Source organism: Kribbella sp. NBC_00662 (assembly GCF_041430295.1).
GTDB lineage: Bacteria > Actinomycetota > Actinomycetes > Propionibacteriales > Kribbellaceae > Kribbella.
The window spans coordinates 1,446,573-1,472,008 of sequence record NZ_CP109029.1 but is presented as its reverse complement, the minus strand read 5'-3'; the positions used below and the strand labels follow the sequence as shown (position 1 = coordinate 1,472,008).

The 25,436-nt window shown below is 68.5% G+C and carries 28 protein-coding genes; 15 read left to right on the top strand and 13 right to left on the bottom strand.

Going from position 1 to position 25,436, the window contains the following annotated elements; genetic code table 11:
* The 5 genes from OHA10_RS07505 to OHA10_RS07485 all read right to left on the bottom strand — a co-directional run bounded on the left by OHA10_RS07505 (window position 1) and on the right by OHA10_RS07485 (window position 5,599).
* Window positions 1-1,293, bottom strand: coding sequence for a hypothetical protein (locus OHA10_RS07505; protein WP_371405437.1), 1,293 nt, complete (start codon window positions 1,291-1,293; stop codon window positions 1-3).
* Complete coding sequence (locus tag OHA10_RS07500; RefSeq protein ID WP_371405436.1) at window positions 1,290-3,062, bottom strand: ABC transporter permease subunit; 1,773 nt, start codon at window positions 3,060-3,062, stop codon at window positions 1,290-1,292. The genes OHA10_RS07505 and OHA10_RS07500 overlap by 4 nt, the downstream gene beginning before the upstream one ends.
* Entirely contained in the window at window positions 3,062-4,213 is a 1,152-nt protein-coding gene (locus OHA10_RS07495; RefSeq protein ID WP_371405435.1) for an ABC transporter substrate-binding protein, read from the bottom strand. The genes OHA10_RS07500 and OHA10_RS07495 overlap by 1 nt, the downstream gene beginning before the upstream one ends.
* 85 nt (window positions 4,214-4,298) lie before the next feature.
* On the bottom strand, window positions 4,299-4,850 hold the full coding sequence (locus tag OHA10_RS07490) for a hypothetical protein (protein ID WP_371405434.1): 552 nt from the start codon (window positions 4,848-4,850) through the stop codon (window positions 4,299-4,301).
* 53 nt (window positions 4,851-4,903) lie between these two features.
* Complete coding sequence (locus OHA10_RS07485) at window positions 4,904-5,599, bottom strand: class I SAM-dependent methyltransferase (protein ID WP_371405433.1); 696 nt, start codon at window positions 5,597-5,599, stop codon at window positions 4,904-4,906.
* Between the two features lie 62 nt (window positions 5,600-5,661).
* On the opposite strand from OHA10_RS07485, the gene OHA10_RS07480 reads away from it, so the two are divergent.
* A complete protein-coding gene (locus tag OHA10_RS07480) occupies window positions 5,662-6,531 on the top strand; it encodes a GNAT family N-acetyltransferase (RefSeq protein WP_371407910.1) in 870 nt (289 codons plus the stop codon).
* Here OHA10_RS07480 and OHA10_RS07475 read toward each other — a convergent pair.
* Window positions 6,502-7,701, bottom strand: a complete 1,200-nt coding sequence (locus tag OHA10_RS07475; RefSeq protein WP_371405432.1) for an MFS transporter — start codon at window positions 7,699-7,701, stop codon at window positions 6,502-6,504. The two genes, OHA10_RS07480 and OHA10_RS07475, sit on opposite strands and share 30 nt — an antisense overlap.
* An 85-nt stretch (window positions 7,702-7,786) precedes the next feature.
* On the opposite strand from OHA10_RS07475, the gene OHA10_RS07470 reads away from it, so the two are divergent.
* Both OHA10_RS07470 and OHA10_RS07465 read left to right on the top strand, forming a co-directional pair.
* The gene (locus tag OHA10_RS07470) at window positions 7,787-9,217 is read left to right on the top strand and encodes a beta-N-acetylhexosaminidase (RefSeq protein ID WP_371405431.1); all 1,431 of its coding nucleotides are present in this window, start codon (window positions 7,787-7,789) and stop codon (window positions 9,215-9,217) included.
* Between the two features lie 223 nt (window positions 9,218-9,440).
* Window positions 9,441-10,829, top strand: a complete 1,389-nt coding sequence (locus OHA10_RS07465) for a wax ester/triacylglycerol synthase family O-acyltransferase (RefSeq protein ID WP_371405430.1) — start codon at window positions 9,441-9,443, stop codon at window positions 10,827-10,829.
* On the opposite strand, the gene OHA10_RS07460 is transcribed toward OHA10_RS07465, so the two are convergent.
* A complete protein-coding gene (locus OHA10_RS07460) occupies window positions 10,826-11,458 on the bottom strand; it encodes a VOC family protein (protein WP_371405429.1) in 633 nt (210 codons plus the stop codon). The genes OHA10_RS07465 and OHA10_RS07460 overlap by 4 nt on opposite strands.
* A 64-nt stretch (window positions 11,459-11,522) precedes the next feature.
* Here OHA10_RS07460 and OHA10_RS07455 point away from each other — a divergent pair, with 64 nt between their 5' ends.
* The gene (locus tag OHA10_RS07455; RefSeq protein ID WP_371405428.1) at window positions 11,523-12,479 is read left to right on the top strand and encodes an NAD-dependent epimerase/dehydratase family protein; all 957 of its coding nucleotides are present in this window, start codon (window positions 11,523-11,525) and stop codon (window positions 12,477-12,479) included.
* Here the strand turns inward: OHA10_RS07455 and OHA10_RS07450 are convergent.
* Complete coding sequence (locus OHA10_RS07450) at window positions 12,472-13,212, bottom strand: hypothetical protein (RefSeq protein ID WP_371405427.1); 741 nt, start codon at window positions 13,210-13,212, stop codon at window positions 12,472-12,474. The genes OHA10_RS07455 and OHA10_RS07450 overlap by 8 nt on opposite strands.
* An 86-nt stretch (window positions 13,213-13,298) precedes the next feature.
* On the opposite strand from OHA10_RS07450, the gene OHA10_RS07445 reads away from it, so the two are divergent.
* The 6 genes from OHA10_RS07445 to OHA10_RS07420 are packed head-to-tail and all read left to right on the top strand — an operon-like array spanning window position 13,299 to window position 17,752.
* The gene (locus tag OHA10_RS07445; RefSeq protein WP_371405426.1) at window positions 13,299-14,231 is read left to right on the top strand and encodes a Ppx/GppA family phosphatase; all 933 of its coding nucleotides are present in this window, start codon (window positions 13,299-13,301) and stop codon (window positions 14,229-14,231) included.
* Between the two features lie 4 nt (window positions 14,232-14,235).
* Complete coding sequence (locus OHA10_RS07440; RefSeq protein WP_371405425.1) at window positions 14,236-15,090, top strand: sugar phosphate isomerase/epimerase family protein; 855 nt, start codon at window positions 14,236-14,238, stop codon at window positions 15,088-15,090.
* Window positions 15,087-15,677, top strand: a complete 591-nt coding sequence (locus OHA10_RS07435) for a TetR family transcriptional regulator (protein ID WP_371405424.1) — start codon at window positions 15,087-15,089, stop codon at window positions 15,675-15,677. Before OHA10_RS07440 ends, OHA10_RS07435 begins: the two co-directional genes overlap by 4 nt.
* Entirely contained in the window at window positions 15,677-16,246 is a 570-nt protein-coding gene (locus OHA10_RS07430; RefSeq protein ID WP_371405423.1) for an HDIG domain-containing metalloprotein, read from the top strand. The genes OHA10_RS07435 and OHA10_RS07430 overlap by 1 nt, the downstream gene beginning before the upstream one ends.
* Before the next feature lie 49 nt (window positions 16,247-16,295).
* The gene (locus tag OHA10_RS07425) at window positions 16,296-17,018 is read left to right on the top strand and encodes an ABC transporter ATP-binding protein (protein ID WP_371405422.1); all 723 of its coding nucleotides are present in this window, start codon (window positions 16,296-16,298) and stop codon (window positions 17,016-17,018) included.
* Complete coding sequence (locus OHA10_RS07420; RefSeq protein WP_371405421.1) at window positions 17,015-17,752, top strand: ABC transporter permease; 738 nt, start codon at window positions 17,015-17,017, stop codon at window positions 17,750-17,752. Before OHA10_RS07425 ends, OHA10_RS07420 begins: the two co-directional genes overlap by 4 nt.
* 1 nt (window position 17,753) lies before the next feature.
* Here OHA10_RS07420 and OHA10_RS07415 read toward each other — a convergent pair whose 3' ends face one another.
* From OHA10_RS07415 to OHA10_RS07405, 3 genes are all read right to left on the bottom strand, one after another.
* Window positions 17,754-18,668, bottom strand: a complete 915-nt coding sequence (locus OHA10_RS07415) for a hypothetical protein (RefSeq protein ID WP_371405420.1) — start codon at window positions 18,666-18,668, stop codon at window positions 17,754-17,756.
* Window positions 18,669-18,731: 63 nt separating this feature from the next.
* Window positions 18,732-19,775 carry a hypothetical protein gene (locus tag OHA10_RS07410; protein WP_371405419.1) on the bottom strand — a complete coding sequence of 348 codons (1,044 nt, stop codon included), beginning with the start codon at window positions 19,773-19,775 and terminating at the stop codon, window positions 18,732-18,734.
* A gap of 11 nt (window positions 19,776-19,786) precedes the next feature.
* Entirely contained in the window at window positions 19,787-20,293 is a 507-nt protein-coding gene (locus tag OHA10_RS07405; RefSeq protein ID WP_371405418.1) for a SigE family RNA polymerase sigma factor, read from the bottom strand.
* Between the two features lie 214 nt (window positions 20,294-20,507).
* Between OHA10_RS07405 and OHA10_RS07400 the strand changes: the two genes are divergently transcribed.
* Window positions 20,508-20,873 (top strand): DUF2255 family protein, encoded by a 366-nt coding sequence (locus OHA10_RS07400; protein WP_371405417.1) that lies wholly within the window; start codon window positions 20,508-20,510, stop codon window positions 20,871-20,873.
* A gap of 108 nt (window positions 20,874-20,981) precedes the next feature.
* On the opposite strand, the gene OHA10_RS07395 is transcribed toward OHA10_RS07400, so the two are convergent.
* A complete protein-coding gene (locus OHA10_RS07395) occupies window positions 20,982-22,016 on the bottom strand; it encodes a DUF695 domain-containing protein (protein ID WP_371405416.1) in 1,035 nt (344 codons plus the stop codon).
* Window positions 22,017-22,166: 150 nt separating this feature from the next.
* On the opposite strand from OHA10_RS07395, the gene OHA10_RS07390 reads away from it, so the two are divergent.
* The 3 genes from OHA10_RS07390 (at window position 22,167) to OHA10_RS07380 (ending at window position 24,597) form a co-directional block, all read left to right on the top strand.
* Window positions 22,167-23,096 (top strand): proline dehydrogenase family protein, encoded by a 930-nt coding sequence (locus tag OHA10_RS07390; protein ID WP_371405415.1) that lies wholly within the window; start codon window positions 22,167-22,169, stop codon window positions 23,094-23,096.
* A gap of 29 nt (window positions 23,097-23,125) precedes the next feature.
* A complete protein-coding gene (gene proC / locus OHA10_RS07385) occupies window positions 23,126-23,929 on the top strand; it encodes a pyrroline-5-carboxylate reductase (RefSeq protein ID WP_371405414.1) in 804 nt (267 codons plus the stop codon).
* Window positions 23,930-24,009: 80 nt separating this feature from the next.
* Window positions 24,010-24,597, top strand: coding sequence for a hypothetical protein (locus OHA10_RS07380; RefSeq protein ID WP_371405413.1), 588 nt, complete (start codon window positions 24,010-24,012; stop codon window positions 24,595-24,597).
* Here the strand turns inward: OHA10_RS07380 and OHA10_RS07375 are convergent.
* The gene (locus OHA10_RS07375; RefSeq protein ID WP_371405412.1) at window positions 24,590-25,024 is read right to left on the bottom strand and encodes a TIGR03618 family F420-dependent PPOX class oxidoreductase; all 435 of its coding nucleotides are present in this window, start codon (window positions 25,022-25,024) and stop codon (window positions 24,590-24,592) included. The genes OHA10_RS07380 and OHA10_RS07375 overlap by 8 nt on opposite strands.
* A 51-nt stretch (window positions 25,025-25,075) precedes the next feature.
* Here OHA10_RS07375 and OHA10_RS07370 point away from each other — a divergent pair, with 51 nt between their 5' ends.
* Window positions 25,076-25,432: a winged helix-turn-helix transcriptional regulator gene (locus OHA10_RS07370; protein ID WP_371405411.1), complete on the top strand. Its 357-nt coding sequence runs from the start codon at window positions 25,076-25,078 to the stop codon at window positions 25,430-25,432.
* Window positions 25,433-25,436 lie beyond the last annotated feature (4 nt).

The following is a 25,436-nucleotide window of genomic DNA, read 5'->3' as shown; positions in this document are numbered from 1 at the left end:
CTATAGGGGACGTCCGACAAATCCCTTCAACGACCGAACGAGCCGCTTCAACCAGCTCGCCGTACGTCGCGGCGCGTCGTCGGCGACGACCGGCAGCTCGGAGGTCTGCCTCGCGGCGTCGAGGTATTTGAGGAGGATCTCGCTCTCGGTCCGGCGCAGCATCGCGCTCTGCTCGAGCAGTTCGAGAGCGTCGGACAAATGACCGGCGACGACCTCCGCCGAGCCGAGGTGTTGCAGGCAGCGGGCGTGGCCTTCGCGTTCGTCGATCTCGGCGTACAGGTGGGCGGCGTGGTCCCAGCGACTGACGGCCTCGTGCTTGTTGTCTTGCATCCACGCGGCCACGCCCATCAGCTCGAGGGCATGTGCCTGGCCGCTCAGGTCGCTTGCGGCTGTGGCGCGGGCGACGGCGGGTCGCAGATGGTCGAGCGCGCCTTCGGCGTCCTGCTGGTACAGGTGCACGACGGCGAGGTTGATGGCGATCGCCACATCGGCCGCGAGGTCCGGACCGGGCCGCTTGAGCCGTGCCTCGTCCAGCCGGTCCCGTGCGTTGAGGACTGCGTCGTCACGGTCGTTCCCGGCCGGTGAGCGGTCCGCGCGGGCAAGCGACAGCAGAGCTCGCTCGACCTGCCGTCGCGTAGTCATCGCGGCCGCAGTCCGGGTGTGGGTCGCGATGTTGTCCGAGATACCCAGCCTGGTGCTGGCCGTGTCCAGATCGCCGAGCATCCGGTACGCCGTTGCCGCACGCGCCGCTGCGAGCTCAGCGAGATCACGGCGACCGCACACTTCGGCGGCCGCACTCAGCAGGTCGCTGAGCTGGAGTAGTGCGTCCGGATCGGCCCGTCGTACGTACCAGGCCTCCAGTGCGTCGCAGATGCGGGCGAAGTCGTCGATAGTGTCGACGTGTGGCTTCTCCGTCATCAGCAGGTTGCGGAGCCACTCCTCGTGCAGCGCGTACCACTCGGCAGCACCCATTCCGCCAGCGTGGGAGCCAAGCGCGATCATCCACTGCTCCGCCTCCTCGGCGGTCGCGTGCAGTTCAGGCGCGCTCTCGCCGGTGCGCCGCCAGGAACGACGGATCGCCGGGCCGTACTGGGTGATCGTGATCGCTCCGAGCAGCACGGTCACACCCAGGCCGATCCACTGCACCCAGCCGCCGCTGTCGAGGCTCTGGTTGAGAATCTCCGACGCCAGTCCGGTGAGCAACGCGGAGGCCACAGTGCCGATGACGAAGCGGAATCCGCGCGTCTGGTACGGCGACTCCTCCTGCGGCGCCTTCTCTTCCTCCTCGCTCATGGCCTGCTGCCTGTCGTCAGCCCGCGCACCACGGTCCGCCAGAACGTCAGCATGAGAACCACGGGCACGATCGACGCGACCACAGCCGCGGCGGCGACCGGTCCGCTCGAGGCGGAGAACTGTCGCGCCTCACCCCACAGGACCAGCGACAACGGCGTCGTACCCGGTCCGCTGACCAGGAACCCGACGATGAAGTCGTTCCAGACCAGCGCAAACTCCAACACCGCAACGGCAATCAGCGCAGGTCGATAGGTCCGCTGCACAGTCGCCAGTACGGCGCTCTGCCGCACCGGGCCTTGCAACGCCTCGGACACCAACGCAGGTGGGGCAGACGCGAATGCGGACCGCAGCAACAGCACAGCAAACGGAAGACCAGCAGCCGCGTGCACCAAAGCGAGTGCGATCCGGGAGCCGGCCAGTCCGGCTGCGTCGATCACGTCGCGCAAGGGAGCGGCGTACATCTGCACTGGTGTGACTGCGAGTACTACGAACACCGCCATCACAGTCCGGCCGACGCGCAGCGGCAGGCCGCCCCACGCGACCAGATAGGCCGTCGGCACAGCGATCACGAGCAGTACGGCGGTCGCAGCGCTCGCAATGATCAGCGTGGACAGCAGCGCCCGGAACAGCCCGACATTCGCCGCAGCAGCGAATGATGAGAATCCCAGTCCCGACGCAGACCACCAGCCACGCACTCCTGCCTCTTCTGGCGAGTGCAGCGCGGTGATGACCAGTACTACGGCCGGGAAGATCCACACCAGCGCTACTGCGAGCCCGATGAGCCAACCGAACCGGCGTACCGAACGGCGAGGCTTCGACCGCCCCAGCGACGGATCCGGTCGTACGACGGTCACCGGCATCGCCCATCGACGCCGGCGCAGCCCTCGTACGCCGATCAGCCCGACCGCTGCAACGATCGCGAAGAGCACGACGCCGAGTGCCGCCGTACGGCCCGGGTCGTCACCACTGGTGGTCGCTCGCCACCAGTTCAATCCGAGTACGTCGGCGGACCGCTGCATCGACCCTGGTACGACGATCAGGATGAGGTCGAAGACCCGCACTGCCGCGATCACGACTGTCAGCGTGACGACACCGGCGATCGGCCGAAGTAGTGGAATCTCCAACGCACGCAGGCGTCGCCAGCCTCGGACGCCTTCTGCGGTGAGGGCTCTGGACACGTCGTCCGGTATCGCGTCCAGACCGGCGCGGAAGAGCGACACGACGTACCCGAGCCAGGTCCAGCCGAACGCCGACACCAGCACGAGCCAGAACAGACCAGGTCCGAGCCACACGGGACTCGACCCGAACAGTCGCGTCCAGACCGCCGTGACCGTCCCACGCTCCGGCGTCGGGTCGAACAGCAGCCGGAACGTCGCACCGGACACCAGCACCGACACTGCGAACGGAATGACCAGCGCAGGCTGCAGGAACGTCGTCACCGCGGGCAGCCGATAACTCAACAGGGCAAGGAAGAATCCGACCACGACGATCCCGAAGGTGACCAGCACCCACAACAGACTGTTGCCCACGGCACGCAATGCGCCCTGGTCGGTCATCACCGCGAAGTTGCCGAACCCGAACCCGCCCGGCGTCCGGAACGCCGCCACCACGGTCACTCCGATCGGGATCAGCAGCAGACAGCTGAGCAGCAACGCCGGCAGGCCCAACAGGTACGGACCGGCCGGCCGACGCGGTTTGCCGGGGACCGGTCGGCCGGTGATCTCGCGGCCGACGATCTCGAGGGACAAGCCGTTGGTCTGCAGCCCCATCAGCTCTCCTCCACCCTGCGCAGCTCGTCGATCGCGTCGTCCACAGCCCCTGGTACGTCGCCGCCGCGGCCGCCGACCTGGATCAGGAAGTCGGTCAGCACGCGCCACAACCCGTTGATGTCGCCGAGCCGACCGAGCTGGTCGGACAGGTCGAACTGCAGTTGCTCACCGGGTTTTGTCAGCTGCACGGCAAGTCGGGTGAGTTCAGGCGAGTACCCCGAGACCCGTCCGTCGACCAGGAAGCCGCCCTCCTTGATCCACGGATCGGGCGCGTCCGGTGCGGACAAACGGCGTACCAGATCGCGTGCGTCGTCCCTGGTTGGCTTCGGCAGCACCATCACGTCGCCACCGACCACCACAGGTGCCGCAGCTCCCGGACTCATTGGTGGGAACGTGAAGAGGCCGATGTCCTTGGGATCTGCGGCGAACGAGCGGACAACCGGTTCGGCGAAGTCGGATGCCAGCACCATCGCGGCTCTGCGATGGCCGAACACCTCGATCAGCGCATCCGGGAACTGCTGGACGAGTGACTCCTTCACACCGCCCGCCAAGACTCCAGGCGCCGACCACATGGACCCCAGCAACCGGAGTGCCGCAGCGAACTGCGGCTGTCGCGACGGACGCGGATCGGTCGCGGCGGCCAGGTCTACGTAGACGCTGGGCGCGATGCCCAGCAAGACGTTCTCGAGGAAGTCGGTGAGCACCCAGCCGTCACCTGCGGCCAGTGACAACGGCGTGATGCCCGCCTGCGTCAGCGTCCGGTTCAGGGTCAGCCACTCCGACCACAGTCGGGGCGGTTGTACGCCGACCTGTTCGAACACCGACGGCCGATACCAGACCGCCGACTTGTGAGCAGTCTTGAACGGCACGCCGTACGTCGTCCCGTCGTGGGTCAGGAGGTCCTTCCACAGCCGGGCCTGTCCGAGCGGAGCCAGGTCGTCGGGCATCGGCTCCAGGTCGCCGAGATGACGCGGGACCAGACCTGGCTGCGGGAGCATGACGATGTCCGGCCGGCGCGTGGACCGTGCACCGAACGCGGTGGAGATGTCGTCGCCGAGCGGTACGACCTCGACGGGGTAGTCCAGCGTGCCCAGACCATCGAGGACCTTGTGGAACGCGCGTAGCTCCTGCCCGCTCCAACTGACGGCCACGCGAACTGCACGCCGCAGTCCCAGCACGTCACTCGAACACCCGGTCAGGAGAAGAGCTCCTGCAGCGCCGAGGAACGCTCTGCGGCTACTCGGCATCGTCGAACCCGGTGATGCGTGTCGCGCTGGTCGTGATGAGCAGCAAGGCGACCGAGGCGAGGTCTGGGTTGGGGCGGATCGAGAGGAGCGATCCCCAGGTGGGCAGGCCGGTCGCGTCCTCCAGCACGATCGCTCGCGGGTATGCGCCGAGTGCCCGGGCCACGCCGGCGAGTCGGCGACGACCTGGCGTGATCTCGTGCGGGTAGCGGTTCTGCACGTCTTCGAGACCACAACCGATCACCTTGACCAGGCTCTCGTCCCGGGCAGCCTGCTTGGTCACCTGATGCGTCGTGCGATGGCCGTGCATCACATTGCCGAGGACGGTCAGGTGGGGGAGCAGTCCGCCTTCCGCCGGTACCAGCCGGACCGGTCCGCCCTTCAGCACGACCGCACCGGGCGGTGGGTCCTCCAGTCCGATCAGTACGTCGGCCAGCCGTCGACGACCAGCGGCCTGCGGTACGACGACCGCACGCTGCTCGCCTACGTCGATCCGGAGCCGCTCCGGCAGCCCCGGTACGCGTTCGAGCAGCAGACCGTCCATGGTCCGTCAACCCTATGAGTACTGTGGGTCCGCCTGCAGACCACAGAGTGTCGCTAGAAGATCTTGCTCCAGAGGTTGATCGCATAGTCGACTTCGGACCCCACGTGCGAGTCGAGGATCCGCTTGGCGTCCTTCGGGGTGAACTCGATCTTCACCACGGCCTCGAAGTCCTGGCGCGACTCGAACCGCCAGCCCATGTCCAGCGGCGTCCGATGCCATCCGCGGTCGGTCCAGAAGCGCTCCACCTCGGCCGGCTTGATCATCGGGTACGACGTGCTGAACCAGCTGCCGAACGTCGACCGGCTGCCGTCGTTGTCGATCACGAACGCTGTCCCGCCGTGCCGCATCACCCGGTCCAGTTCGGCCAGCCCGGGTTCACAGCCCGGTCCGAAGAAGTACGCCCAGCGCGCGTGCATCACGTCGATCGACGAGTCCGGCACCGGCAGGCGCTGCGCCGTCCCCTGCCGTACTTCGACGTTCGGCAAGGCCTGCGTCCGTCGACGGGCGGCGTCGGCCAGCGCGCCATGAGGCTCCACGCCGATCACCCGCGCGGCCGTCGCGGCGAACTTCGGCAGGTGGAATCCGGTGCCGCAGCCGATGTCGAGCACAGTCGCGCCGGCCCAGTCCCGCACCGCCCGCATCGCCGGCTCGATCACCCCGTCCGGGTCCACGCCCCGGTTCTCGATCTCGTACACCTTCGGGTGGTGCCAGATGTTGGGACTGGGGATCCCGCCCTCCGCGATACTCACGAGGTTCGAGCCTAATGCAGTTGAGTCGACCCCCTCCCACTGCGATGCTGCGCTCCGTGCAGATGACCGAGTACGCCGGCCGTGACGGCCTCAGCGACATGCAGGAGCTCGTCCACCGGACCTGGAGCCCGGCCTCTCGGCTACACCTCGGAGACGTGGCCTGGGAGCGCAGCGTGAACGCCCGCCGGTCGGCGGACAACTGGCGTACGGCGGTCTGGCGTGACGGGGACGAGGTCGTTGCGTGGGGGTGGCTGGCGCAGCCGGGCCATCTCCTGATGACCGTGGACCCGGACCGGCCGGAGCTCGCCGCCACGGTCGTCGAGTGGTTCCAGGCGAGAGCACACGGGCCGAAGCTGGCTGCCGGCGTACTGGAGACCGAGAAGCATCTGCTGACTGCGTTGGAGTCCGCCGGCTTCCGGCTGGACGGCGATGCACCGTACTTCACCCATCACTGGATCTCGCTGGACGCACTGGCCGAACCAGTCGTGCCCGAAGGGCTGACGCTGCGGCACGCGCGGCAGGACGAGGTGGCCAAGCGGGGTGCTGCACACCGCGCAGCCTGGTCCGACCTAGGGCCGTCGAACGTGACCGACGACGACATGGCCGAGGTGATGTCGACCTGGCCCTACCGACCCGAGCTGGACTGGGTGGTGGAGAACGAGGCAGGCGAGTTCGTCGCCTCGGCGTTGATCTGGCTGGACGAACAGCATCAGGTAGGGCTGGTCGAGCCGGTCGGGTGCGCTCCGGCGTACCGGAGGCGTGGGCTCGGTGCGGCGGTCAACCTGGCCGCACTGCATGCGCTGCAGGAAGCAGGCGGGACCAAGGCTGTCGTCTGTCCGCGGGGTGACGACGGGTACCCGCAGGCGCGGGCGCTCTATCAGAGCATCGGCTTCCGGCCGGGCTCACGCACGCTGCATCTGCTGCTTGGTTAGCGCGGCGGTCAGGGCGGCCGGGATCAGGAGCAGCCCGCAGAAGATGGCCAGCCAGTGGAAGCCGAGGTAGGCCAGGACCGGTCCGGCAGCAGTGCCCGAAAGGGAAGCCAGGACACCCATGGTGAGGTCGGACAGGCCCTGTGCGGAGGTGCGGATGCCTTCCGGGACCGATCGGGAGAGCAGAGTCGATCCGGCGACCAGACAAGCGGACCAGCCGAGGCCCAGCGTGAACAGAGCGAGCCCGGTGAGCGCATGCGCATCGTCCGGCGCGACAGCGGCCAGCGTCATCGCAACTGCGAGTACTCCGAGGCCGATGCCGATCGTGGGGATGCGTCCGAGCCGGTCTGCCAGCCACCCGGTCACTGGCGACAGGGCATACATGCCGGCGACGTGACCGCTGATGACGAACCCCACGATGGTCAGGGAAGCGCCGTGGTGCCGCAGGTGTACTGACGTCATCGACATGACCCCGACCATCACGGCGTGCGCCGTCGCGATGGCCAGCAACCCCAACCGCGCGTGGGGGATGGCGATCACCTGCCGGAACGTCTGCGCGAGCGGCTGACGTTCCACCCTGGTCGGCCGCACCTGACTGCGCATCCCGATCCAGACCGTGGCCGCGCTGAGGCCGAACGCGATCACCGAGAAGACATATGGCCCGGCGAGGGCGAGGATGCCGAGTAAGGATCCGAGCGAGCCGCCGACGCCGGTCAGGTTCGGGCCGACGATCACGCCGATCGTCGTCGCCCAGACGACCAGTCCGAGCGAGCGGGCGACGCGGCTCGGTTCGGCGTTGTCGGTGGCGGCGTACCGGGACTGCAGGTTGGAGGCGGAGCCGCTGCCGAAGAGGCAGCCGGCCGCCAGGAGCAGGGCGAGCGACCCGATCTGGGCCGCGACGATCGTGAGCGCGGCGCCGACGAATGCGATCAAGTAGCCGAGGCTCAGCGAGACCCTTCGACCGTGGGAGCGGGCCAGACCGGCGAGAGGTACGGCGAGGGCCGCGGCGCCCAGCGTGGTGGAGGTGGCGACCAGGCCGGCCAGGGAGGTCGAGCCGGAGACGTTTTCGGCGAGGAGGGCGGCTACTGCGAAGCCGCTGGCGGTGGCGACTCCGCCGAGGGCGTTGCTGGCGACCAGCACCCGTAGTGTCGTCCGCTGCTGCTCGCTGGTCACGGGCAAACCCTCTCATGAGCCTGACAGGGAAGCTGCTTATATGATCGGTCCCGACATAAATCGATCCACTCCCTGGGAGTTCGGAATGCCCGATATCGCGATCGTCCCTGCCCCGCGAGAACTCACCCTCGACGAGGGCCGGTGGATCACCGCCGATCCGCTCGGGGAGGCCGTCCGGGACGTGGTCGAGAACCTCGAACCGAACGAGTACCGCATCGACGTCAGCCCGGACGGCGCCCGGCTGACGGCCGGCTCCGAGGATGCGCTGCGGCACGCCGAGACGACGTACGCGCAGCTGATCGAGGCCGCCGAGCAGACCGACGAGTTCGGAAAGGTCGCGGTGCCCCTGGCGCGGATCGCCGATGCGCCGCGGTTCGCCTGGCGCGGGATGATGCTCGACGTGGCCCGGCACTTCATGCCGAAGGACTTCGTCCTCAAGATCATCGACGTGCTCGCGCTGCACCGGCTGAACGTGCTGCACTTCCACCTCACCGACGACCAGGGCTGGCGGGTCGAGATCGAGGCCTACCCCCGGTTGACCGAGGTCGGCGCGTGGCGGGCCGAGACCATGGTCGGCAAGATGACCCGCGGCCAGAAGGAGTTCGAGTACGACGGTCAGCGGCACGGCGGGTTCTACACCAAGGACGACCTGCGCGAGATCGTCGCGTACGCCGCGGAGCGCGGGATCACCGTCGTGCCGGAGATCGATCTGCCGGGGCACATGCAGGCCGCGATCGCGGCGTACCCGGAGCTGGGGAACCACCCGGACCAGCAGTTGACGGTCCGCCAGTACTGGGGCATCAGCGAGGACGTGCTGAACGTCAACGACGCGACGGTCGAGTTCGTGAAGACCGTGCTGCGTGAGGTGCTGGACATCTTCCCCTCGCCGTATGTGCACCTCGGCGGCGACGAGTGCCCGTCGGTGCAGTGGGGCGAGTCGGAGGCCGCGCAGAAGCGTCAGGCCGAGCTGGGGCTGGACGAGCCCGGTCAGCTGCAGGGCTGGTTCACCGCGCAGGTCGCCGAGGTACTGGCCGAGCAGGGCCGGCGACTGGTCGGCTGGGACGAGATGGTCGACACCGACTGCCCCGACGCCGCCGTGATCATGGCGTGGCGGAGCGCCAAGCGCGGCGAGATCGCGGTCAAGGCCGGCCACGAGACCGTGATGGCGCCCTGCGAGTCGGTGTACTTCGACTACTACCAGGGCGACCCGGCCACCGAACCGCTTGCCATCGGCAACTTCATCCCGCTGGAGAAGGTGTACGACTTCGAGGTGATCCCGGAGTCGCTGTCGCCGGAGGAGCAGGCGCTGATCGTCGGCACCCAGTGCCAGATCTGGACCGAGTACATGGAGGGTCCGGAGCAGGTCGGTTACATGCTGCTACCGCGGCTGTCCGCGTTCGCCGAGCGCGCCTGGGGCTCGGAGAAGGTCTCGTACGACGAGTTCCTGGGCCGGCTCCGCCCGCACCTGGCCCGGATCGAGCGGATCGGCGTGAACTACCGCCCACTCGATAGCTGAGGGGATAACAAAATCTCCGTTAGCCCTGTTAGCAGGGGTAGACGACCCGGCCTTATCTGGCAACGATGAAACGTCAGGAGGCCGGGTCGGGGAGCGGAGGACGCATGACTGTGTTGATGCCGCGGCTCCGTCGCGGCGGGCCACGGGGCTGTAACTCCCGGCCTTCCCTCGTCGCTCCGGTCGCTTCGCTCCCTGCGCTCCTCAGTCCAGGCCGGGAGGCCCCGTGACCAGGGTGGGGCCGCTGGACGCGATGTTCCTGGGTGGGGAGACCCGGGAGCAGCCGATGCACGTGGGTGGGCTGATGTTGTTCGAGCTTCCGGAGGGGGCCGGGCGGGATCATGTTTTTCCCGAGAGCTCGCGGGATTTCGTGTCGCGGCTCTACCACGACATGGTCGCGGCGCCCGAGGTGAATCCGCTGTTCGCGCGGCGGGTGCGGAACCGGCCGGTCGACCTCGGCTACTGGTCCTGGGAGCAGGACGACGAGATCGACCTCGAGTACCACGTCCGGTTGTCGGCGCTGCCGCGCCCGGGGCGGTTCCGCGAGCTGTTCGAGCTCACCAGCCGCCTGCACGGCACGCTCCTGGACCGTCACCGTCCGCTGTGGGAGATGCATCTGATCGAGGGCGTCGAAGGCCGCCGCTTCGCCATCTACAGCAAGATCCACCATTCCCTGATCGACGGCGTCACCGCCCTCCGCTGGATGCAGGACACCCTCACCACAGACCCCACCAGAACAGACATGCCCGCCACCTACGCGTTGCCGCAGTCGCACCAGCCGGTCGAGCCTGCTGCAGGATGGCTGCCGTCGCTCGCACGGATGCCGGTCGATGCGGTGAAGACCTTCGCCGGTCTGGCCGGTCTGCCGGTGGCCGGCATAAAGGGGCTGGTGCGGTCGACCATGCCGTTTCAGGCGCCTAGGACGATCTTCAATCAAGGGGTGAGTGGGGCGCGGCGGTTCGCGGCTCAGTCCTGGGGGATCGAGCGGTTGGAGAAGGTGCGGGCGATCACCGGCGCGACGTTGAACGACGTCCTGCTGGCGATGTGCTCAGGGGCCTTGCGCAACTATCTGCTCGAGTTGAACGCCCTGCCGGACAAGGCGTTGACGGCCATGGTGCCGGTCTCGTTGCGTGACCGTGACGGCGCACCCGGCGGTGGCAACTCACTCGCCACGCTGATCGCGGACCTCGCCACCGACCAAGCGGATCCCGAGCGCCGCATCCGCCGCATCATGGCCTCGACCGCGCACGGCAAGAGCGTGCTGTCCGACCTCAGCCCGCTGCAGAACCTGATCGTCGGCGCCCTCGGCTTCGGCGTGGCCGGACCGGCCGCAGTACTCCCCGGCGTCGCAGGCCGTACGACGCCGCCGTACAACGTGGTGATCTCGAACGTCCCAGGCCCTACCGAGAGCCCGCTGTACTGGAACCGCTCGCGGCTGCTCGGGATGTATCCGGCGAGCATCGTGCTCAACGGCCAGGCGCTGAACATCAGCGTCACCAGCTACGACCACCAGCTGCACTTCGGCCTGATCGGCGACCGTCGTGCGGTCCCGCACCTGCAACGCCTGCTCGGCCATCTCGAGACCTCACTCGCCGATCTCGAGAACATCCACTAGATCCGGACGATGCCGTTCGGGGTGTCGAAGACAGCGGCGTTGAGACCGGGCTGACCGTTCGGCCCGACCCACGCGACGTCGAGGTCGTTCAGCAGGTGGTCGGCCGGGTGGCCGATCCAGTCGGTGACGCGGACCGGGTCGCCGGCGATCTCGAGCGCGGTCAGCTTGAGGCCCTTGCCGCCGACCGACGGGTGCTCGTCGAGGTCGTCCCAGTGGATGAAGAACGGCAGTTGCGGGTCGGCCATCAGACCCCTGACGCCGATCTGCCGCCAGGTCAGGTTCACCCCGTCGGGCCGGTGCCGGTTGCCCGGAACCGCCTGCCGGCCGAGGCGCTGCTCCATTCGCTCCATGTCGCGGACGGCAACCACCCAGCCCAGCCAGCCGCCGCCGAGCTCCTTGCGGGCCCGCACCGCCTGCCCGAACGGAGCCTTGTCGGAAGCCGGGTGGTCCAGCACGTCGACCACCTCGATGTAGCGGTCGTTCTCCAACGGGAGGATGTGGTTGACCGTGCCGAAGCGCGGGTGCACCCCACCGTCGACGAACTCCGCTCCGAGCAGCGTGGACAACCGCTCGACGGTCGCACGACACCCCTCGGGCCCGCACGCGTACGACAGATGATCCAGACGCATGCCAGTCATTGTGTCCTCACCCACCGACAGTTGCCGCCCCGGGTGTGTCGTTAGTCTGTACGGCATGCGTACGGTCGTCATCGGAGGCACCGGTCATATCGGCACTTATCTGGTCCCGGCGTTGGTCCGCCTGGGGCATCAGGTCACGGTGCTCAGTCGCGGCGAACGTACGCCGTACCAGTCGGACGGAGCGTGGCTGCAGGTCGAGCTGCTCCAGGTCGACCGGGAGGCGGAGGACGCTGCCGGGACGTTCGGGCAGCGGGTCGCAGAGCTGGGTCCGGACGTGGTGATCGACCTGATCTGCTTCACCGAGGACAGCGCGCGGCAGCTGGCCGAAGCGGTGCAGGGAAAGATCCAGCACCTCCTGCACTGCGGCACGATCTGGGTGCACGGCCCGAGCGTGATCGTCCCGACCCGGGAGGACACGCCACGCAGGCCGTTCGGCGACTACGGCGTACAGAAGGCCGCGATCGAGGCGTACCTGCTCGGCAAAGCGCGCCGCGACGGCCTGCCGGTCACGATCGTCCACCCCGGTCACATCTGCGGTCCCGGATGGACCCCGGTCAACCCGGCCGGCAACTTCGATCTCGGCGTCTTCGACAAGCTTGCCCAGGGCGACGGTGTCCTGCTGCCGAACTTCGGTCTGGAGACGCTCAACCCGGTCCACGCCGCCGACGTGGCGGGCGTCTTCCTGGCCGCGCTCGCGAACCGTTCGACCGCGCTCGGCGAGAGCTTCCACGCGGTCGCGAGCGACGCGGTGACGCTGCGCGGGTACGCCGAGAGCGTGGCGAGCCGGTTCGGTCAGGATGCCCGGCTGACCTTCGCGTCCTGGGACGAGTGGCAGCGGACGGTGTCCGAGCGGGATGCGGGAGCCACGAAGGACCACATCCAGCACAGCCCGAACTGCTCGATGGACAAGGCGGCCCGCCTGCTCGGCTTCCGGCCGCGCTACTCCGCCATCGAGGCGGCGCTGGCCGGTATCGACTGGCTCGTCGACAACGGCAAGATCGCTACTACTTAGACGCGGGGTGGGGCAGTAGCGGGCGTGCTGCCTCCAGGTGCTGGCGGCACAGGTCGGCGAGTACGTCGTACGCCTTGGGGCCCATCAGCGTCTGCAGTTCGACCTTGCTCGACTCGAAGACCGCCTCGACGCCGATGTGCGCCTCGGTGTTGCCGGTGCAGTACCAGTCGAGGTCGTGCCCGCCCGGGCCCCAGCCGCGACGGTCGTACTCAGCGATGCCGACCTCGGTGTACGTCGTGCCGTCGGGCCGCTCGACCTCGCGGAAGGTCCGCCGGATCGGCAACTGCCAGCAGACATCCGGCTTGGTCTCGACGAAGTGGATGTCACGCTTCAGCGCCAGCCCGTGCAGCGCGCAGCCCGCGCCACCGGGAAAGCCCGGACGGTTCAGGAAGATGCAGGCGCCGTCCCAGACCCGGGTCTTGCGCTCGCCCTCGTCGTCTGTCTCGACCCAGCCGTTGGCCCGGCCTTCCTTGCGGAACTGCCAGTCCTCCTTGCCGAGCTCTTTGACCCACTTCTTCACCCGCTTCTCGTCGTCGGAGTCGGAGAAGTGCGCGCCGAGCGTGCAACAGCCGTCGTTCGGCCGGCCCTTGTAGATCCCCTGGCAGCCACCGCCGAAGATGCAGGTCCAGTTGGACGTCAGCCAGGTCAGGTCGCAGCGGAACACCTGGTCGGAGTCGTCGGGGTCGATGAACTCGACCCAGGCGCGGGGGAAATCGAGAGAAACCTCAGGCACTCAGAAAGCGTACGCGCCTTCACGCCCCAAGCGTGAACCCCGACTCCCGACCCGCCGCTACTCTGTCCGTCCAGTAGCGTGGTGGAATGCGGCTCGGCGTACTCGACGTGGGATCAAACACCGTCCACCTGCTCGTGGTGGACGCGCATCGCGGTGCCGCGCCGCTCCCGGCGTACTCGCACAAGACCGAGCTGCGGCTGGCCGAGCACCTCGACAAGGACGGGAAGATCGACCAGTCCGGAGCGGACGGGCTGATCGCGTTCACCAAGGAAGCAGTCGAGCTGGCCGAGGACAAGGGCTGCGAGTCGGTGCTCGCGTTCGCCACGTCCGCGCTGCGCGAGGCTCCGAACGGCGAGAAGGTGCTGGACCGGGTCCGGTCCGAGACCGGCGTGGACCTCGAGGTGCTGAGCGGCGAGGACGAGGCCCGGCTGACGTTCCTCGCCGTACGGCGTTGGTTCGGCTGGTCGTCCGGCCGCCTGGCTGTGTTCGACATCGGCGGCGGGTCGCTGGAGATCGCGGCCGGATCCGACGAGCAGCCGACCGTGGCGGCATCGGTCCAGCTCGGCGCGGGCCGGCTGACCCGCGAGGCCCTGACCGCGGATCCGCCGGACAAGGACCAGGTCCGCGAGCTGCGCAGGCGGATCCGGCTGGAGATGGCGGCCGTCGCAGGTCCGGTACTGCGAGCCGGGAAGCCGCAGCGTGCTGTGGCCACCAGCAAGACGTTCCGCTCCCTGGCCCGGATCGCCGGAGCGGCTCCGTCCGCCGACGGACCCTATGTCGCCCGCACGCTGAACCGCGACGACCTGAGCGACTGGATCCCGAAGCTGACCAAGATGACGGCCGCCGATCGGGCCGCGCTGCCCGGGGTGTCGGCCGGCCGCTCGACCCAGCTCGTCGCCGGCGCGCTGGTCGCGGACGCCGTGATGGATCTCTTCGACCTGCCCGCGCTCGAGGTCTGCCCGTGGGCCCTCCGCGAGGGCGTCATCTTGTCCCGGCTCGACCAGCTGCAACCCCGGTGAACCAATGAACCCCCGCACAACCGCGAAGATCGGTCTGTCCACAGCCTCCGTCTACCCCGAGTCGACCGCGAGCGGCTTCGAGCTCGCCGCCCGCCTCGGGTACGACGGCGTCGAGGTGATGATCGGGATCGATCCGCTCAGCACCCAGATCGACGCGATCCAGCGACTCGTCGACTACCACCAGCTCCCCGTGCTGGCGCTGCACGCGCCGACACTGCTGATCATGCAGCGGGTGTGGGGGACCGACCCGTGGAGCAAGCTCGAGCGCAGCGCCGAGGCCGCGAAGGAGCTCGGCGCGGACGTGGTCGTCGTCCACCCGCCGTTCCGCTGGCAGCGTGACTACGCGCGTGGCTTCGTCGAGGGGATCGCCCGGCTGGAGGCCGAGACCGGCGTGACGCTCGCGGTGGAGAACATGTACCCGTGGCGCGCACCGGGCCGGGACCTGCAGGCCTACGCGCCGAGCTGGGACCCGACCGAGCAGTCGTACGCGCACACCACCCTCGACCTGTCGCACGCGTCGACGGCCGAGCAGGACTGCGTCGAGCTGGCCGCGACGATGGGCAAGAGCCTGACCCACGTCCACCTGACCGACGGGACGGGCTCCGCGAAGGACGAGCACCTGGTGCCGGGCCGCGGGACCCAGCGGGCGGCGGATCTGCTCGGCGCGCTGGCCAACCAGGACTTCCGCGGGCACATCATCATCGAGATCAACACCCGTCGCGCGACCAGCCGCTCCGAGCGTGAGGTCGACCTGGTCGAGTCGCTGGAGTTCACCCGCAAGCACTTCGTCCGGAGCGCGTCCCGCCGTACGTCGTTCGCCGTCACCCCGGAAGGTGAGATCTCGGAGCTGACGCCGTGACAGCTTCCCGCCGTACGCCGGGACGCCGCCCCGGTGGACCGGACACCCGGGGAGAGATCCTGCACGCAGCTCGGGAATCCTTTGCGGACAAGGGATTCGCGGCCACCTCGATCCGCGCGGTCGCCCGGCAGGCCGAGGTCGACGCGGCACTGGTGCATCACTACTTCGACAGCAAGGAAGAGCTGTTCATCGAGGCGATGGCCATCCCGGTCGACCCCCGCCTGATCGCCGCGAACATCGTCGGCGGGCCGCGCGAGGAGACCGGCCGGCGGATCGCGACCGCGTTCCTCGGCGTCTGGGAGTCGCCGGACGGACAGCAGCGGATGAAGGCGCTGTTCCGCAGCGTGGTCAGCAGCGACGAGGTGGCCCGGATGATGCGGGAAGGCATCACCCAGATGATCGTCCAGCCGGTCTCGCAGATGCTCGACGTACCGGACGCGCAGCTGCGGGTCTCGCTCGTCGCCACTCAGTTGGTCGGGGTCGCGGTCGTTCGCTATCTGGTCGGGCTCGAGCCGGTCGCGTCCGTCGACGTCGAGACGCTGATCGACCGGCTGGCACCCGTTCTCCAGCAGCATCTGACCGGCTGATGCAGATCCCGACCGACGCCGAGATCCGTGCGCTGCACCGGGAGTACGCGCCGTCGCCGGACGCCTTCGACCTCGTCTTCGAGCATTGCCGACTGGTCTGCTCGATCGCGGAGCAGTTCTTCGCCGGGCTCGATGTCGACACCGATCTCGTGCGGGCCGGCGCTCTGCTGCACGACATCGGGGTCTATCGGCTCGAGTCGTCGGCTTATGTCCGGCACGGCGTTCTCGGGCATGAATTGCTTGCGTCGCTGGGTTTCCCGGTCGAGATCTGCCGGTTCGCGTCCTGCCACACCGGCGTCGGGATCACCCGGGACGACGTCGTGCGCCAGGCGCTGCCGATCCCGGTCGACGACTACCTGCCCCGGACGCCGGAGGAGGAGCTGGTCCTGTACGCGGACAAGTTCCACAGCAAGCGCACGCCGCCGGTGTTCCTGACCGGCGACACGTACGCCGCGGAGGTCGCGCGATTCGGACCGGACAAGGCGCGGCGGTTCGCCGCGCTGCGTTCGACGTACGGCGATCCCGCGTTGAGCGCGTTGAGTGACTCGACCGGGTACGCCGTTATCTGACGGATCACAGGCTGTTGCCAGGGGTCGTCGTACGCGCTAAATTCATCACATGGTGAAAAACGCGGTGAGTTGCCGTGAGGTGGTCGTCGTCCGCGGCGACCGGGAGGTGCTGCACGGGGTCGGGTTCGACCTCCGGGCCGGGACGGTGACCGGGCTGCTCGGGCCGTCCGGCTGTGGCAAGACGACGCTGATCCGAGCGATCGTCGGCCTGCAGGCTCGCGTGACCGGTGATGTGTCGGTGCTGGGACTGCCGGCCGGTGCGCCGAAACTGCGCGGCCGGATCGGGTACGTGACCCAGGAGCCCAGCGTGTACGGCGATCTGACCGTCGCGGAGAACCTCCGCTTCTTCGCCGCGGTGCTCGGCGTCGCGTCGTCCGACGTGGAGCGGGTGATCGAGGCGGTCGACCTGACGAGTCATGCCAACTCCCGCGTCGACAGGCTCTCCGGCGGTCAACGCTCCCGGGCGTCCTTGGCCGCCGCACTACTCGGCAGCCCCGAGCTCCTGGTGTTGGACGAGCCAACGGTCGGCCTCGACCCTGTGCTGCGCCGTGATCTCTGGGAGTTGTTCCACAAGCTGGCCGACGACGGCGCGACGCTGCTGGTCTCGAGTCATGTGATGGACGAGGCTTCTCGCTGCGATCGGCTGCTGCTGATGCGGGACGGCGACCTGTTGGCCGACGACACCCCTCGGGCGCTGCTCGACTCGGTCGGCACCGAAGACATCGAGCAGGCGTTCCTTACTCTGATCGACCGGAAGGCTGGTGCGCGATGACTCCGCGGGTGACGTTTGCGGTTGCGGCTCGGGTGCTCGCCCAGTTGCGGCGGGACCACCGGACGGTGGCGATGCTGATCGTGCTGCCGGCCTTGCTGGTCAGCCTGATGTGGTGGATGTTCCACGACTCGCCGGGGACGTTCGACCGGATCGGCGGACCGCTGCTGGCGGTGTTCCCGGCGATCATCATGTTCGTCGTCACCTCGGTCGCGACGCTGCGCGAGCGGTCGAGCGGGACGTTGTCGCGGTTGTTCACGATGCCGATGGCGAAGCTCGACTTCCTGCTCGGGTACGCGCTCGCGTTCGCGCTGATCGCCGTCGTGCAGGCGCTCGTGGTCGTCTCGATCGCCTTGTATCTCTTGGATCTGAACATCCAGGGCGATGCCTGGCAGTTGGGTGTGGTCGCGGTACTGGACGGCGTACTCGGTGCCGCGCTGGGGTTGTTCGCCAGTGCGTTCGCGGCGACCGAGTTCCAGGCCGTGCAGATGATGCCGGCGGTGATGATCCCGCAGATCCTGCTGTGCGGTCTGCTCGTCCCGCGGGACCAGTTGCCCACGGTCCTGCACGCGGTCAGCGACGTACTGCCGTTGTCGTATGCGGTCGATGCCGTCATCGGTGTTGCCAACGGCAACGGTCTCACCACCGGAACCGGCAGCGACGCCCTGGTCGTGGTCGCATTCGTCCTCGCAGCCCTCGGCCTGGGCGCCGCCACCCTCAAACGGCGTACCGCCTAGCTCACTCGCCGAACAGCCAGTCCGACTTCACCGGCGGGGCGAAGCGGAAGTAGTTCGGGTCGCCGAAGGTGCCGGGCACCTTGCCGTGGCCGGTGATCGACGTCTTCACCCCGTCGGCGTGGCCGAACGTGTAGAGGTACGCCGACTTCGTCTCCTTGTCGATGCCCACGACAACGGTTCCGTAGTTGCCGCAGCCGCCCGCGACAAGCGTCTCGAACCCCTGCCAGGTGGCGGCGCGGACCTTGGTGACGACCGGCTTCATCGCGGTGTTGACCGGGATGCGGATGGTGTACAGCGCGCCGCCCCGGGTGTTCGCGAGGAACGTGTCGTACGCCGCGGCCTTGCTGATCAACGTCATCGACTTCACCGACGCGAACCCGGGTGCCGAGCCGTACGCCTTCCAGGCGCCGGTGTCGCCGACAACCCACCGGAACAGCACGCCGTCCGACCGCAGCGCGTACTCGTACGTCCGCGGGTGGGTCGGGTCGTCGTTGAAGGTCGACGTCTCGTGGTCGACGAACTTGCTCCACCCGCCGCCGATCCGGGCCGGCTGCGACTCCGTCACCTTGCCGCTCTTGTCGAGCTCGATCCAGTGCTGGTACATCGTGTCCCCGATGACGACCCGCCCGGACCGCGAGCTGCCGGCCGCCGTCGGCTCGTTCACGAACGACGCGTTCATCCGCACCGCGCCGTCGGAGTACAGATTCGGTACGACGCTCCTCGTGCCTGCCGACGGCGTCGTGGTCACGCGCTGGAACGTCTGGTCCCCACCGGCCGTCACCGAACCGAGGTTCAGCGCGCACCCCGCAGCCGGACTCGCAGCTGCCGTCGTGGCCGCGGTCGCCGTCGTCGTAGCGGCGGCGACCATACCGGCCGCCGCCGCAACCATCGTCAGGATCGTGTGCAGTTTCCTCATATCTCCCCCTTCGCAATCAACCCTTTGCGATGGGTGAGACTCTGGCCGGATCCCTTTGGTTGATCACGATCCGAAGACTTTGACGACCTTCCCGTTCTTGTCGTACGCCGCGACCTTCGGCTGGTCGTGGATCTTGTACTTCGTCTTGGTGGTCCACGTGTACGCGAACCACCCGCCCTGGCCGACCGGGACCTGATACACCGGTCCGGATCCGATCCGCAGCCGGACCGTGGTCGCAGCGGTCGATTTGACCCGGCCCCAGCCGGTCATGCCGTACGTCGTGCAGATCCCGTTGGTGCAGCCCCCGCCGCCACCGCCGCCGGCGTACATGTCCGACCGGACCGACTTGTCGGACGGATCGAGCACCGGGTCGCTTCCGGTGAGATTGGTCAGGGTGGCGAACGTCGTGTTGCCATCGGCCTCGCCCGAGAATCCCTTCTCTCCCGAGAGTCTGCACTCGACAACCTTGTGGCCCGACGGCGAGATCGCGACCACCTCCGCCTGCTTGAGCGCCTTCGACTGGTCCAATGCCACCACCTGCCAGTCGGTGAGGTCGATCCAGGCGAGCACCGAGCAGTTCCGCAGCTTGTTCGCAGTGCTGGCGGGCAGCGGGTCCTTCGCTGCGGCCGCGACCAGCGCCGGCTTGGGCCTGTCCCCGCCGGGGACGATGCACTGCGCGAACATCTCGCCGTTCTTGACCTCGTACAGCATCACGTGTCCGGACCGGACCCCCGGGCCGCCTCCCTGGAGCGGCCGCTTCTCGTCCGGATACCGCAGTGCGCAGCGGCGGGTGGCCTCTTCCTTCGTGATCCGCTGGTCGGCGCCGGCCTCACCGCCGGGTACGCCGGGCACCGGGTCGAACTGCGAGTTCTTCGGGCTCTGATCCGCGATGCCCGGCGTCGAGTCTGCGGAGACCAGATTGGGCAACAGGCTCGCGGCGACGGCGATCGCGGCAACGCCGACGACCGTTCCACCCACGCCGACGAGCTTGCGGCGGCGCCGGCCGCGCTGTCCACGTCGCAGTAGCTGTGTGGTGTCGAAGGGGTCCAGCGGCTCCGACTCGGCGAGCCGGTGGAGTTCGGCGCTGACCTCACGTACGTCTTCCATCTCGTTCTCCTTCACAGCGCCCGGCTCGTCCGCCGTCGGTCGATGGCTCGTCGGAGAGTGTCGAGACCACGTGCTGCCTGGCTTTTCACGGTGCCCGTCGTACAGCCGAGGATCTCCGCGGTCTGCTCGACGGACAGGTCCTCGTAGTACCGCAGTACGACGCAGGCCCGCTGCCGCGGCCCGAGCGATCGCAACGCCTCGAGTACTTCGTCCCGGTCGGCGTGCCCCGCCGCGAAATCCTCGTGATCGACCTGATCCGGTACGTCGGCAATCGCAACCTCCCGCCGCCACGGCCGCCGCCCGCCGTCATGCGCGGCATTGACCACCATCCGGCGGGCATAAGCGAGCGGATTCCCCACCCGCCGCACTTTCGGCCAGGCAAGGTACAGCTTGTAGAGCGCGTCCTGGACGACGTCATCGGCCCGATGCCGATCACCCACCACCAGAAACGCAGTACGCCGCAACGAGGCACTGGCCCCTTCGACGAACTCGGCAAACTCCCGATCCCGCTCCGCCATCCGCCCCTCCACTCTCCATCTCCCCCTCAAGACGGAACCCCAGCACCCCCAGGTTGCACCCAACCGAGGTCAGCCCCTCGCGGTCCCATGCGACCGCCACGCGGCTGCGTGGCGCTCGTGCTCGGTGAGGTGGCGTGTGGTCAGCCCGCGCTGTATCGGGCAGGGTGTGGGTACTGGCAGGGTCTGGCTTGTCCGTTCGAAGGAGTAGGGATTGATGAGTAGTTGGTCTGCGGAAGAACTGGATGCCCTGGATCGGATCGAGGAGATCCGCGTCGCCGGCCGCCGCCAGGACGGATCGCTCCGCACGCTCACGATCGTGTGGCACGTGGTCGTCGACGGAGGCCTCTACGTGCGCTCGGTGCGCGGTGCCGAAGGCGCTTGGTACAAGGGCGTGCTCCACCACCACGAGGGCGCGATCTCGTGGGACGGCGAGACGCGCGAGGTCACCTACATCGCCGACAGCTCAGTCGACGACCAACTCGACGGGGCGTACTACAAGAAATACGGCAACGGCCCGGACACCGACGCAATCGTCAACAGCAAAGCCAAACCGACAACCCTCCGCATCGAGCCCAGGTAGGCCGCCGGCTTCCACAGCTGCCTCGAAGCCTGCGGCCCGGCGCGACCGCGAGGCGGTCGCCCGCAGTTCCGGCGGTAGCCGGAAGGGATGCGCCGCGATGGGCTGATCTCAGCCCGACAGGTGCGCGACGTTGTGCCACGCGGGGTCGGGCTCGACGGTCAGGGTTACCTTGCCGTGGGGCCAGCCGGTGGTGGCGGCTTGGAGTTGGGCGTCGGCGGGGGTGGTGCCGTCGGTGTAGTAGTGCAGGACGCGGGTGCCGCCGGACGTCTCGTGGGCCAGAAGGTTGCCGGAGCCACCTAGTCGGTCGGTGAGGTGGTCCTCGAAGGCCCGCAGCTCATCCAGCATCTCCGACTCAGGCAGCCCGTCCTCGCGCACCACCGGATAGTGGATCGCCACCGCCACATGCGTATCCAGATGCGGCCGCCGGATCGACCGCAACGGGTACTCCGCCGTCGCGATCACCCGCTGCCCGTCCCGTGTCCCCTCCAGCATCTTCCACGCCGGACTCCCGTCCTCCAACGTGTGCTCAGCAGCAAACCCAGCCACCGCAGGCAGCAAAGACTCAATCGGTACGGCGTCATCCGGCGGCGCGGGCAACGTGTCGATCGCCCCCACCCACGTCTCCACCATCTCCTCGCCCAGCACCAGGTCCAGGATCAGGAACGTCACCCGCCGCTGTGCGTCCACCGACAGCGACGCAAAAACCGGATGATGGACGCCGACATGCACCGACGCACTGTCCGGCTCGATCGACACCACCGACTCGTCGGTCGCAACCGGAGGCAGCCCGTCGAACTGGATCGTCACCGCGGGCCCCGGCCGGCGCAGATCGGCGTACTCCCAGGTCTGGTCGGACGGCGGGGCGGCCCGCAGCCAGCGTCGAGCGACCGCGCGTTGAGCCGGGTTCCCCGCGGCGGTGACGATCAGCACATGCGACGCGTGCAGCCCGGGCCCTAGCTCCCACTCCAGGTCGGGGTTGATCCGGGAGATCCGCTCGTTCAGCTCCACGTTCACGTCGGTCGGCTGCCGGCGGGCGATCGCGTCGGCTACGGCTGCGGCGCCCGAGGCGGACCACCAGGACCAGAACGCGCCGATCGGATCGGCCTCCACGGCGTTCCGGCGACGACGCTTGAAGATGGGCATGAGCGCATCCTCTCCCAACCAGGGGTGCGACCATCGAACCAGTGGGTCTGCTGGTGTGGCCCCCGCCACATGATTAGGGAGCGCCAGGTTCAGGCGCGTAACCTGCTGACACCACTGGCAGATGGGTGGGTTGATGAGGAGGAACACGTAGTGCTTCGGCGAGTCCTGCTGGGCATGTCCCGCAGCCCCCAGATCAAGAAAGCGGTGTCGTCGCTCCCGGTGTCCAGTGGCATCGTGGCGCGGTTTGTCGCCGGCGAGACCGCTCCGGAGGCCGTGCTGGCCACCGAGAAGCTGGTCAGCAGCGGGCTGAACGTCACCCTCGACCATCTCGGCGAGGACGTCACCGACCTGGCCGCCGCGCAGGCCACTGCCGACGCGTACCTCGACCTGCTGAAGAAGCTCGCCGCCGCCGGCCTGACCAAGAACGCCGAGGTCTCGGTCAAGCTCTCCGCGGTCGGCCAGGCCCTCCCGGGCGACGGCGAGAAGATCGCACTCGAGAACGCCCGGACCATCTGCCTCGCGGCCCGCAACGCCGGTACGACGGTGACCCTCGACATGGAGGACCACACCACCACCGACTCCACGCTGGGCATCCTGCGCGAGCTGCGCCAGGACTTCCCCGAGACCGGAGCGGTCCTCCAGGCGTACCTCCGCCGTACCGAGGCCGACTGCCGCGACCTCGCGCACGCGGGCTCCCGCGTCCGCCTCTGCAAGGGTGCGTACAAGGAGCCCGAGTCGGTCGCGTTCCAGGAGAAGCGCCAGGTCGACAAGGCGTACGTCCGGGCGATGAAGGTCCTGATGAACGGCGCCGGCTACCCGATGATCGCCTCGCACGACCCGCGGCTGATCGCGATCGCCGGTGCCCTCGCGGACCGCGCGAACCGCCGGCCGGGCAGCTACGAGTACCAGATGCTCTTCGGCATCCGCCCCGAGGAGCAGCTCCGCCTCGCCGGCCTCGGCCACACCATGCGCGTCTACATCCCGTACGGCGAGGACTGGTACGGCTACCTCGTCCGCCGCCTCGCCGAGCGCCCCGCGAACCTGCAGTTCTTCGCCCGCTCCTTGATCAGCAAGAAGTAGCCGGAGCGCTCAGCAGTAACCTTTGCACCATGAGTGCAAAGGTGGCCGTTCTCGGGGCCGGAGTGATGGGGGAGACGTTGCTGTCCGGGCTGATTCGGGCCGGGCGGCGACCGGAGGACCTCCTGATCACGGAACGCCGGGAGGAGCGCGCCGCCGAGCTGCGGGAGCGGTACGGCGTTGACGTCGTCTCCAACCTGGACGCGGCGAAGCAGGCGGACACGCTCGTCCTGGTGGTCAAGCCGCAGGACATGCCGGACCTGCTCGCCGAGATCGCGCCCGCGGTCCAGCCGACCCAGACCGTGATCTCGCTGGCCGCCGGTATCACCACCAAGTTCGTCGAGTCCCGCCTGCCCGAAGGTGTCGCCGTCGTCCGGGTCATGCCGAACACGCCCGCCCTGGTCGACGAGGGCATGGCGGCGATCTCCCGCGGCGCGCACTGCGACGAGAGCCACCTCGAGCTGGCCGAGAGCCTGCTGGCCGCGACCGGTCGCGTCGTCCGGGTCCCGGAGAAGCAGCAGGACGCGGTCACCGCGATCTCCGGCTCGGGTCCGGCGTACATCTTCTTCGTGGTGGAGTCGATGATCGAGGCCGGCGTCCACATGGGGCTCCCACGCGGTACGGCGACCGACCTCGTCGTCCAGACCGTGGTCGGCTCGGCGAAGCTGCTCCGCGAGACCGGCGAGCACCCGACCGTACTGCGGGAGCGCGTCACGTCCCCGGGCGGTACGACGGCCGCCGCCGTCCGCGAACTGGAGGACCACAAGGTGCGTGCTGCGTTCCTCTCGGCGATCGAGGCCGCACGCAACCGTTCCCGCGACCTGGCCGCCGAATAACACCTGTCGGGTTGCTGGCGTTATGGTTATGCGCCGCAGTTCCTTCCTTGTTCAAGGGTTGAGTCGCTATGGTCCCGCCCATGGGTAATGGTTCGGCCGAGCCGGACACCGCGCCTGCGCAGCAGCACCACGAGGTCGCGCAGCAAGCTGACGTGCCCCAGTTGCCGTGGCGTGTGCCGCTGGATCCGGCGCCGTGGTGGGCCTGGGCGCTGTTCATCCTGCCGTTCGTCGTCGTACCAGGGCTGAACTCCTGGCTCTGGATGGGTGCCCGCGACATGCTCGCGGTCGGCCTGCTGACGATCATCGGCGCCTCCGTCGTCCGGGTCGCCGGCGGCGTCGTGCTGTACCGGGTCGAGCTGACCGAGACCGCGCTGAAGGCCCGCACCAGCATGCTGATCCGCAGCCTGGCCTGGCAGGACGTCGACTCGATCGAGATCGGCGACGACAACGTCGTACTCACCCGCGGCCAGGACGAGAACGAGATCAACGGCATCCCCAAGGACCGCACCGCCGAGGTCGGCGCCGTGATGGAGGCGATCCGGGCTCAGGCCGCGGACACGCCGGTACGCCGCCACCGCCCGCGCCCGGGTATCGGCGCGGCACTCGTGCTGCTGTACCTCGTGCTGTCGATCGGCGCCTTCCTGCTCCGCTGGCACATCGTCATCTGACGCTCCACGGTCCTTCGCCGGCGACCCGCTCCACGGTCACCCGCGCGATCACGCCGGTATCCCAGATCCCGTCGCCGAACGGGAACTCCGGCAGGCCGAGGTAGCGCTGGGTCTCGCGATCCATCAACGCCTTGTACTCGGCCGGGATGCCGGGGCCCAGGAGCTTCGCGGTGCCTCGCACAACGAGGTATTGCGTGATGCCTCGCGCGCTCGTCTGGTCGTCCTGGATCAGCAGCGTCACCCGTGGATCCCGGAACAGGTTGCGGGTCTTGCGGTGCGGCGCCTGGAGACCCAACAGGAGGTCGTCGCCGTCGCGCTCGACCCACACCAGCGAGGCCTGCGGCGACCCGTCCGGATCGATGGTGATGATCGTGACGTCCTTGGGCTCTTCGAAGAGCCGGTGCGTGCTGTCGGGGAGGATGCTCATGGCACGGAACGCTAGACAGCGTCGTGGGAACCGCTGGGTACCCTGACAGCTGTGTACGGTGTGGAACCCGGCGACATCTTCCTGGCCGACTGCCCGGCGCGGTTGGCGGTCGAGGTGATCGCGGACAAGTGGGCGGTCGTCGTCCTCTGGGGCCTCAACGACCATCCGCGGCGGCACTCCGAGCTGGTCGAGCTGATCGGCGGTATCTCGAAGAAGGTGCTGACCCAGACCTTGCGCCGCCTGCAGACCAACGGCCTGGTCACCCGCACCGATCACGGCGGCGTACCGCCCCGCGTGGAGTACGACCTGACCGAGCTGGGGCGCACGCTGATGGGCCCGATCCGGATGCTCACAGAGTGGGCAGAACAGAACGGAGACGCGGTCCTCGCGGCCCAAGAGGGAGGATGACCGC

Coding starts and splice junctions, on each gene's coding strand:
- OHA10_RS07420 (WP_371405421.1), top strand. CDS start 17,015: ATGACTCCGCGGGTGACGTTTGCGGTTGCGGCTCGGGTGCTCGCCCAG.
- OHA10_RS07440 (WP_371405425.1), top strand. CDS start 14,236: ATGAACCCCCGCACAACCGCGAAGATCGGTCTGTCCACAGCCTCCGTC.
- OHA10_RS07415 (WP_371405420.1), bottom strand. CDS start 18,668: ATGAGGAAACTGCACACGATCCTGACGATGGTTGCGGCGGCGGCCGGT.
- OHA10_RS07500 (WP_371405436.1), bottom strand. CDS start 3,062: ATGGGGCTGCAGACCAACGGCTTGTCCCTCGAGATCGTCGGCCGCGAG.
- OHA10_RS07445 (WP_371405426.1), top strand. CDS start 13,299: ATGCGGCTCGGCGTACTCGACGTGGGATCAAACACCGTCCACCTGCTC.
- OHA10_RS07375 (WP_371405412.1), bottom strand. CDS start 25,024: ATGAGCATCCTCCCCGACAGCACGCACCGGCTCTTCGAAGAGCCCAAG.
- OHA10_RS07455 (WP_371405428.1), top strand. CDS start 11,523: ATGCGTACGGTCGTCATCGGAGGCACCGGTCATATCGGCACTTATCTG.
- OHA10_RS07490 (WP_371405434.1), bottom strand. CDS start 4,850: ATGGACGGTCTGCTGCTCGAACGCGTACCGGGGCTGCCGGAGCGGCTC.
- OHA10_RS07395 (WP_371405416.1), bottom strand. CDS start 22,016: ATGCCCATCTTCAAGCGTCGTCGCCGGAACGCCGTGGAGGCCGATCCG.
- OHA10_RS07425 (WP_371405422.1), top strand. CDS start 16,296: ATGGTGAAAAACGCGGTGAGTTGCCGTGAGGTGGTCGTCGTCCGCGGC.
- OHA10_RS07470 (WP_371405431.1), top strand. CDS start 7,787: ATGCCCGATATCGCGATCGTCCCTGCCCCGCGAGAACTCACCCTCGAC.
- OHA10_RS07430 (WP_371405423.1), top strand. CDS start 15,677: ATGCAGATCCCGACCGACGCCGAGATCCGTGCGCTGCACCGGGAGTAC.
- OHA10_RS07505 (WP_371405437.1), bottom strand. CDS start 1,293: ATGAGCGAGGAGGAAGAGAAGGCGCCGCAGGAGGAGTCGCCGTACCAG.
- OHA10_RS07400 (WP_371405417.1), top strand. CDS start 20,508: ATGAGTAGTTGGTCTGCGGAAGAACTGGATGCCCTGGATCGGATCGAG.
- OHA10_RS07460 (WP_371405429.1), bottom strand. CDS start 11,458: ATGCGTCTGGATCATCTGTCGTACGCGTGCGGGCCCGAGGGGTGTCGT.
- proC (WP_371405414.1), top strand. CDS start 23,126: ATGAGTGCAAAGGTGGCCGTTCTCGGGGCCGGAGTGATGGGGGAGACG.
- OHA10_RS07380 (WP_371405413.1), top strand. CDS start 24,010: ATGGGTAATGGTTCGGCCGAGCCGGACACCGCGCCTGCGCAGCAGCAC.
- OHA10_RS07480 (WP_371407910.1), top strand. CDS start 5,662: ATGACCGAGTACGCCGGCCGTGACGGCCTCAGCGACATGCAGGAGCTC.
- OHA10_RS07405 (WP_371405418.1), bottom strand. CDS start 20,293: ATGGCGGAGCGGGATCGGGAGTTTGCCGAGTTCGTCGAAGGGGCCAGT.
- OHA10_RS07410 (WP_371405419.1), bottom strand. CDS start 19,775: ATGGAAGACGTACGTGAGGTCAGCGCCGAACTCCACCGGCTCGCCGAG.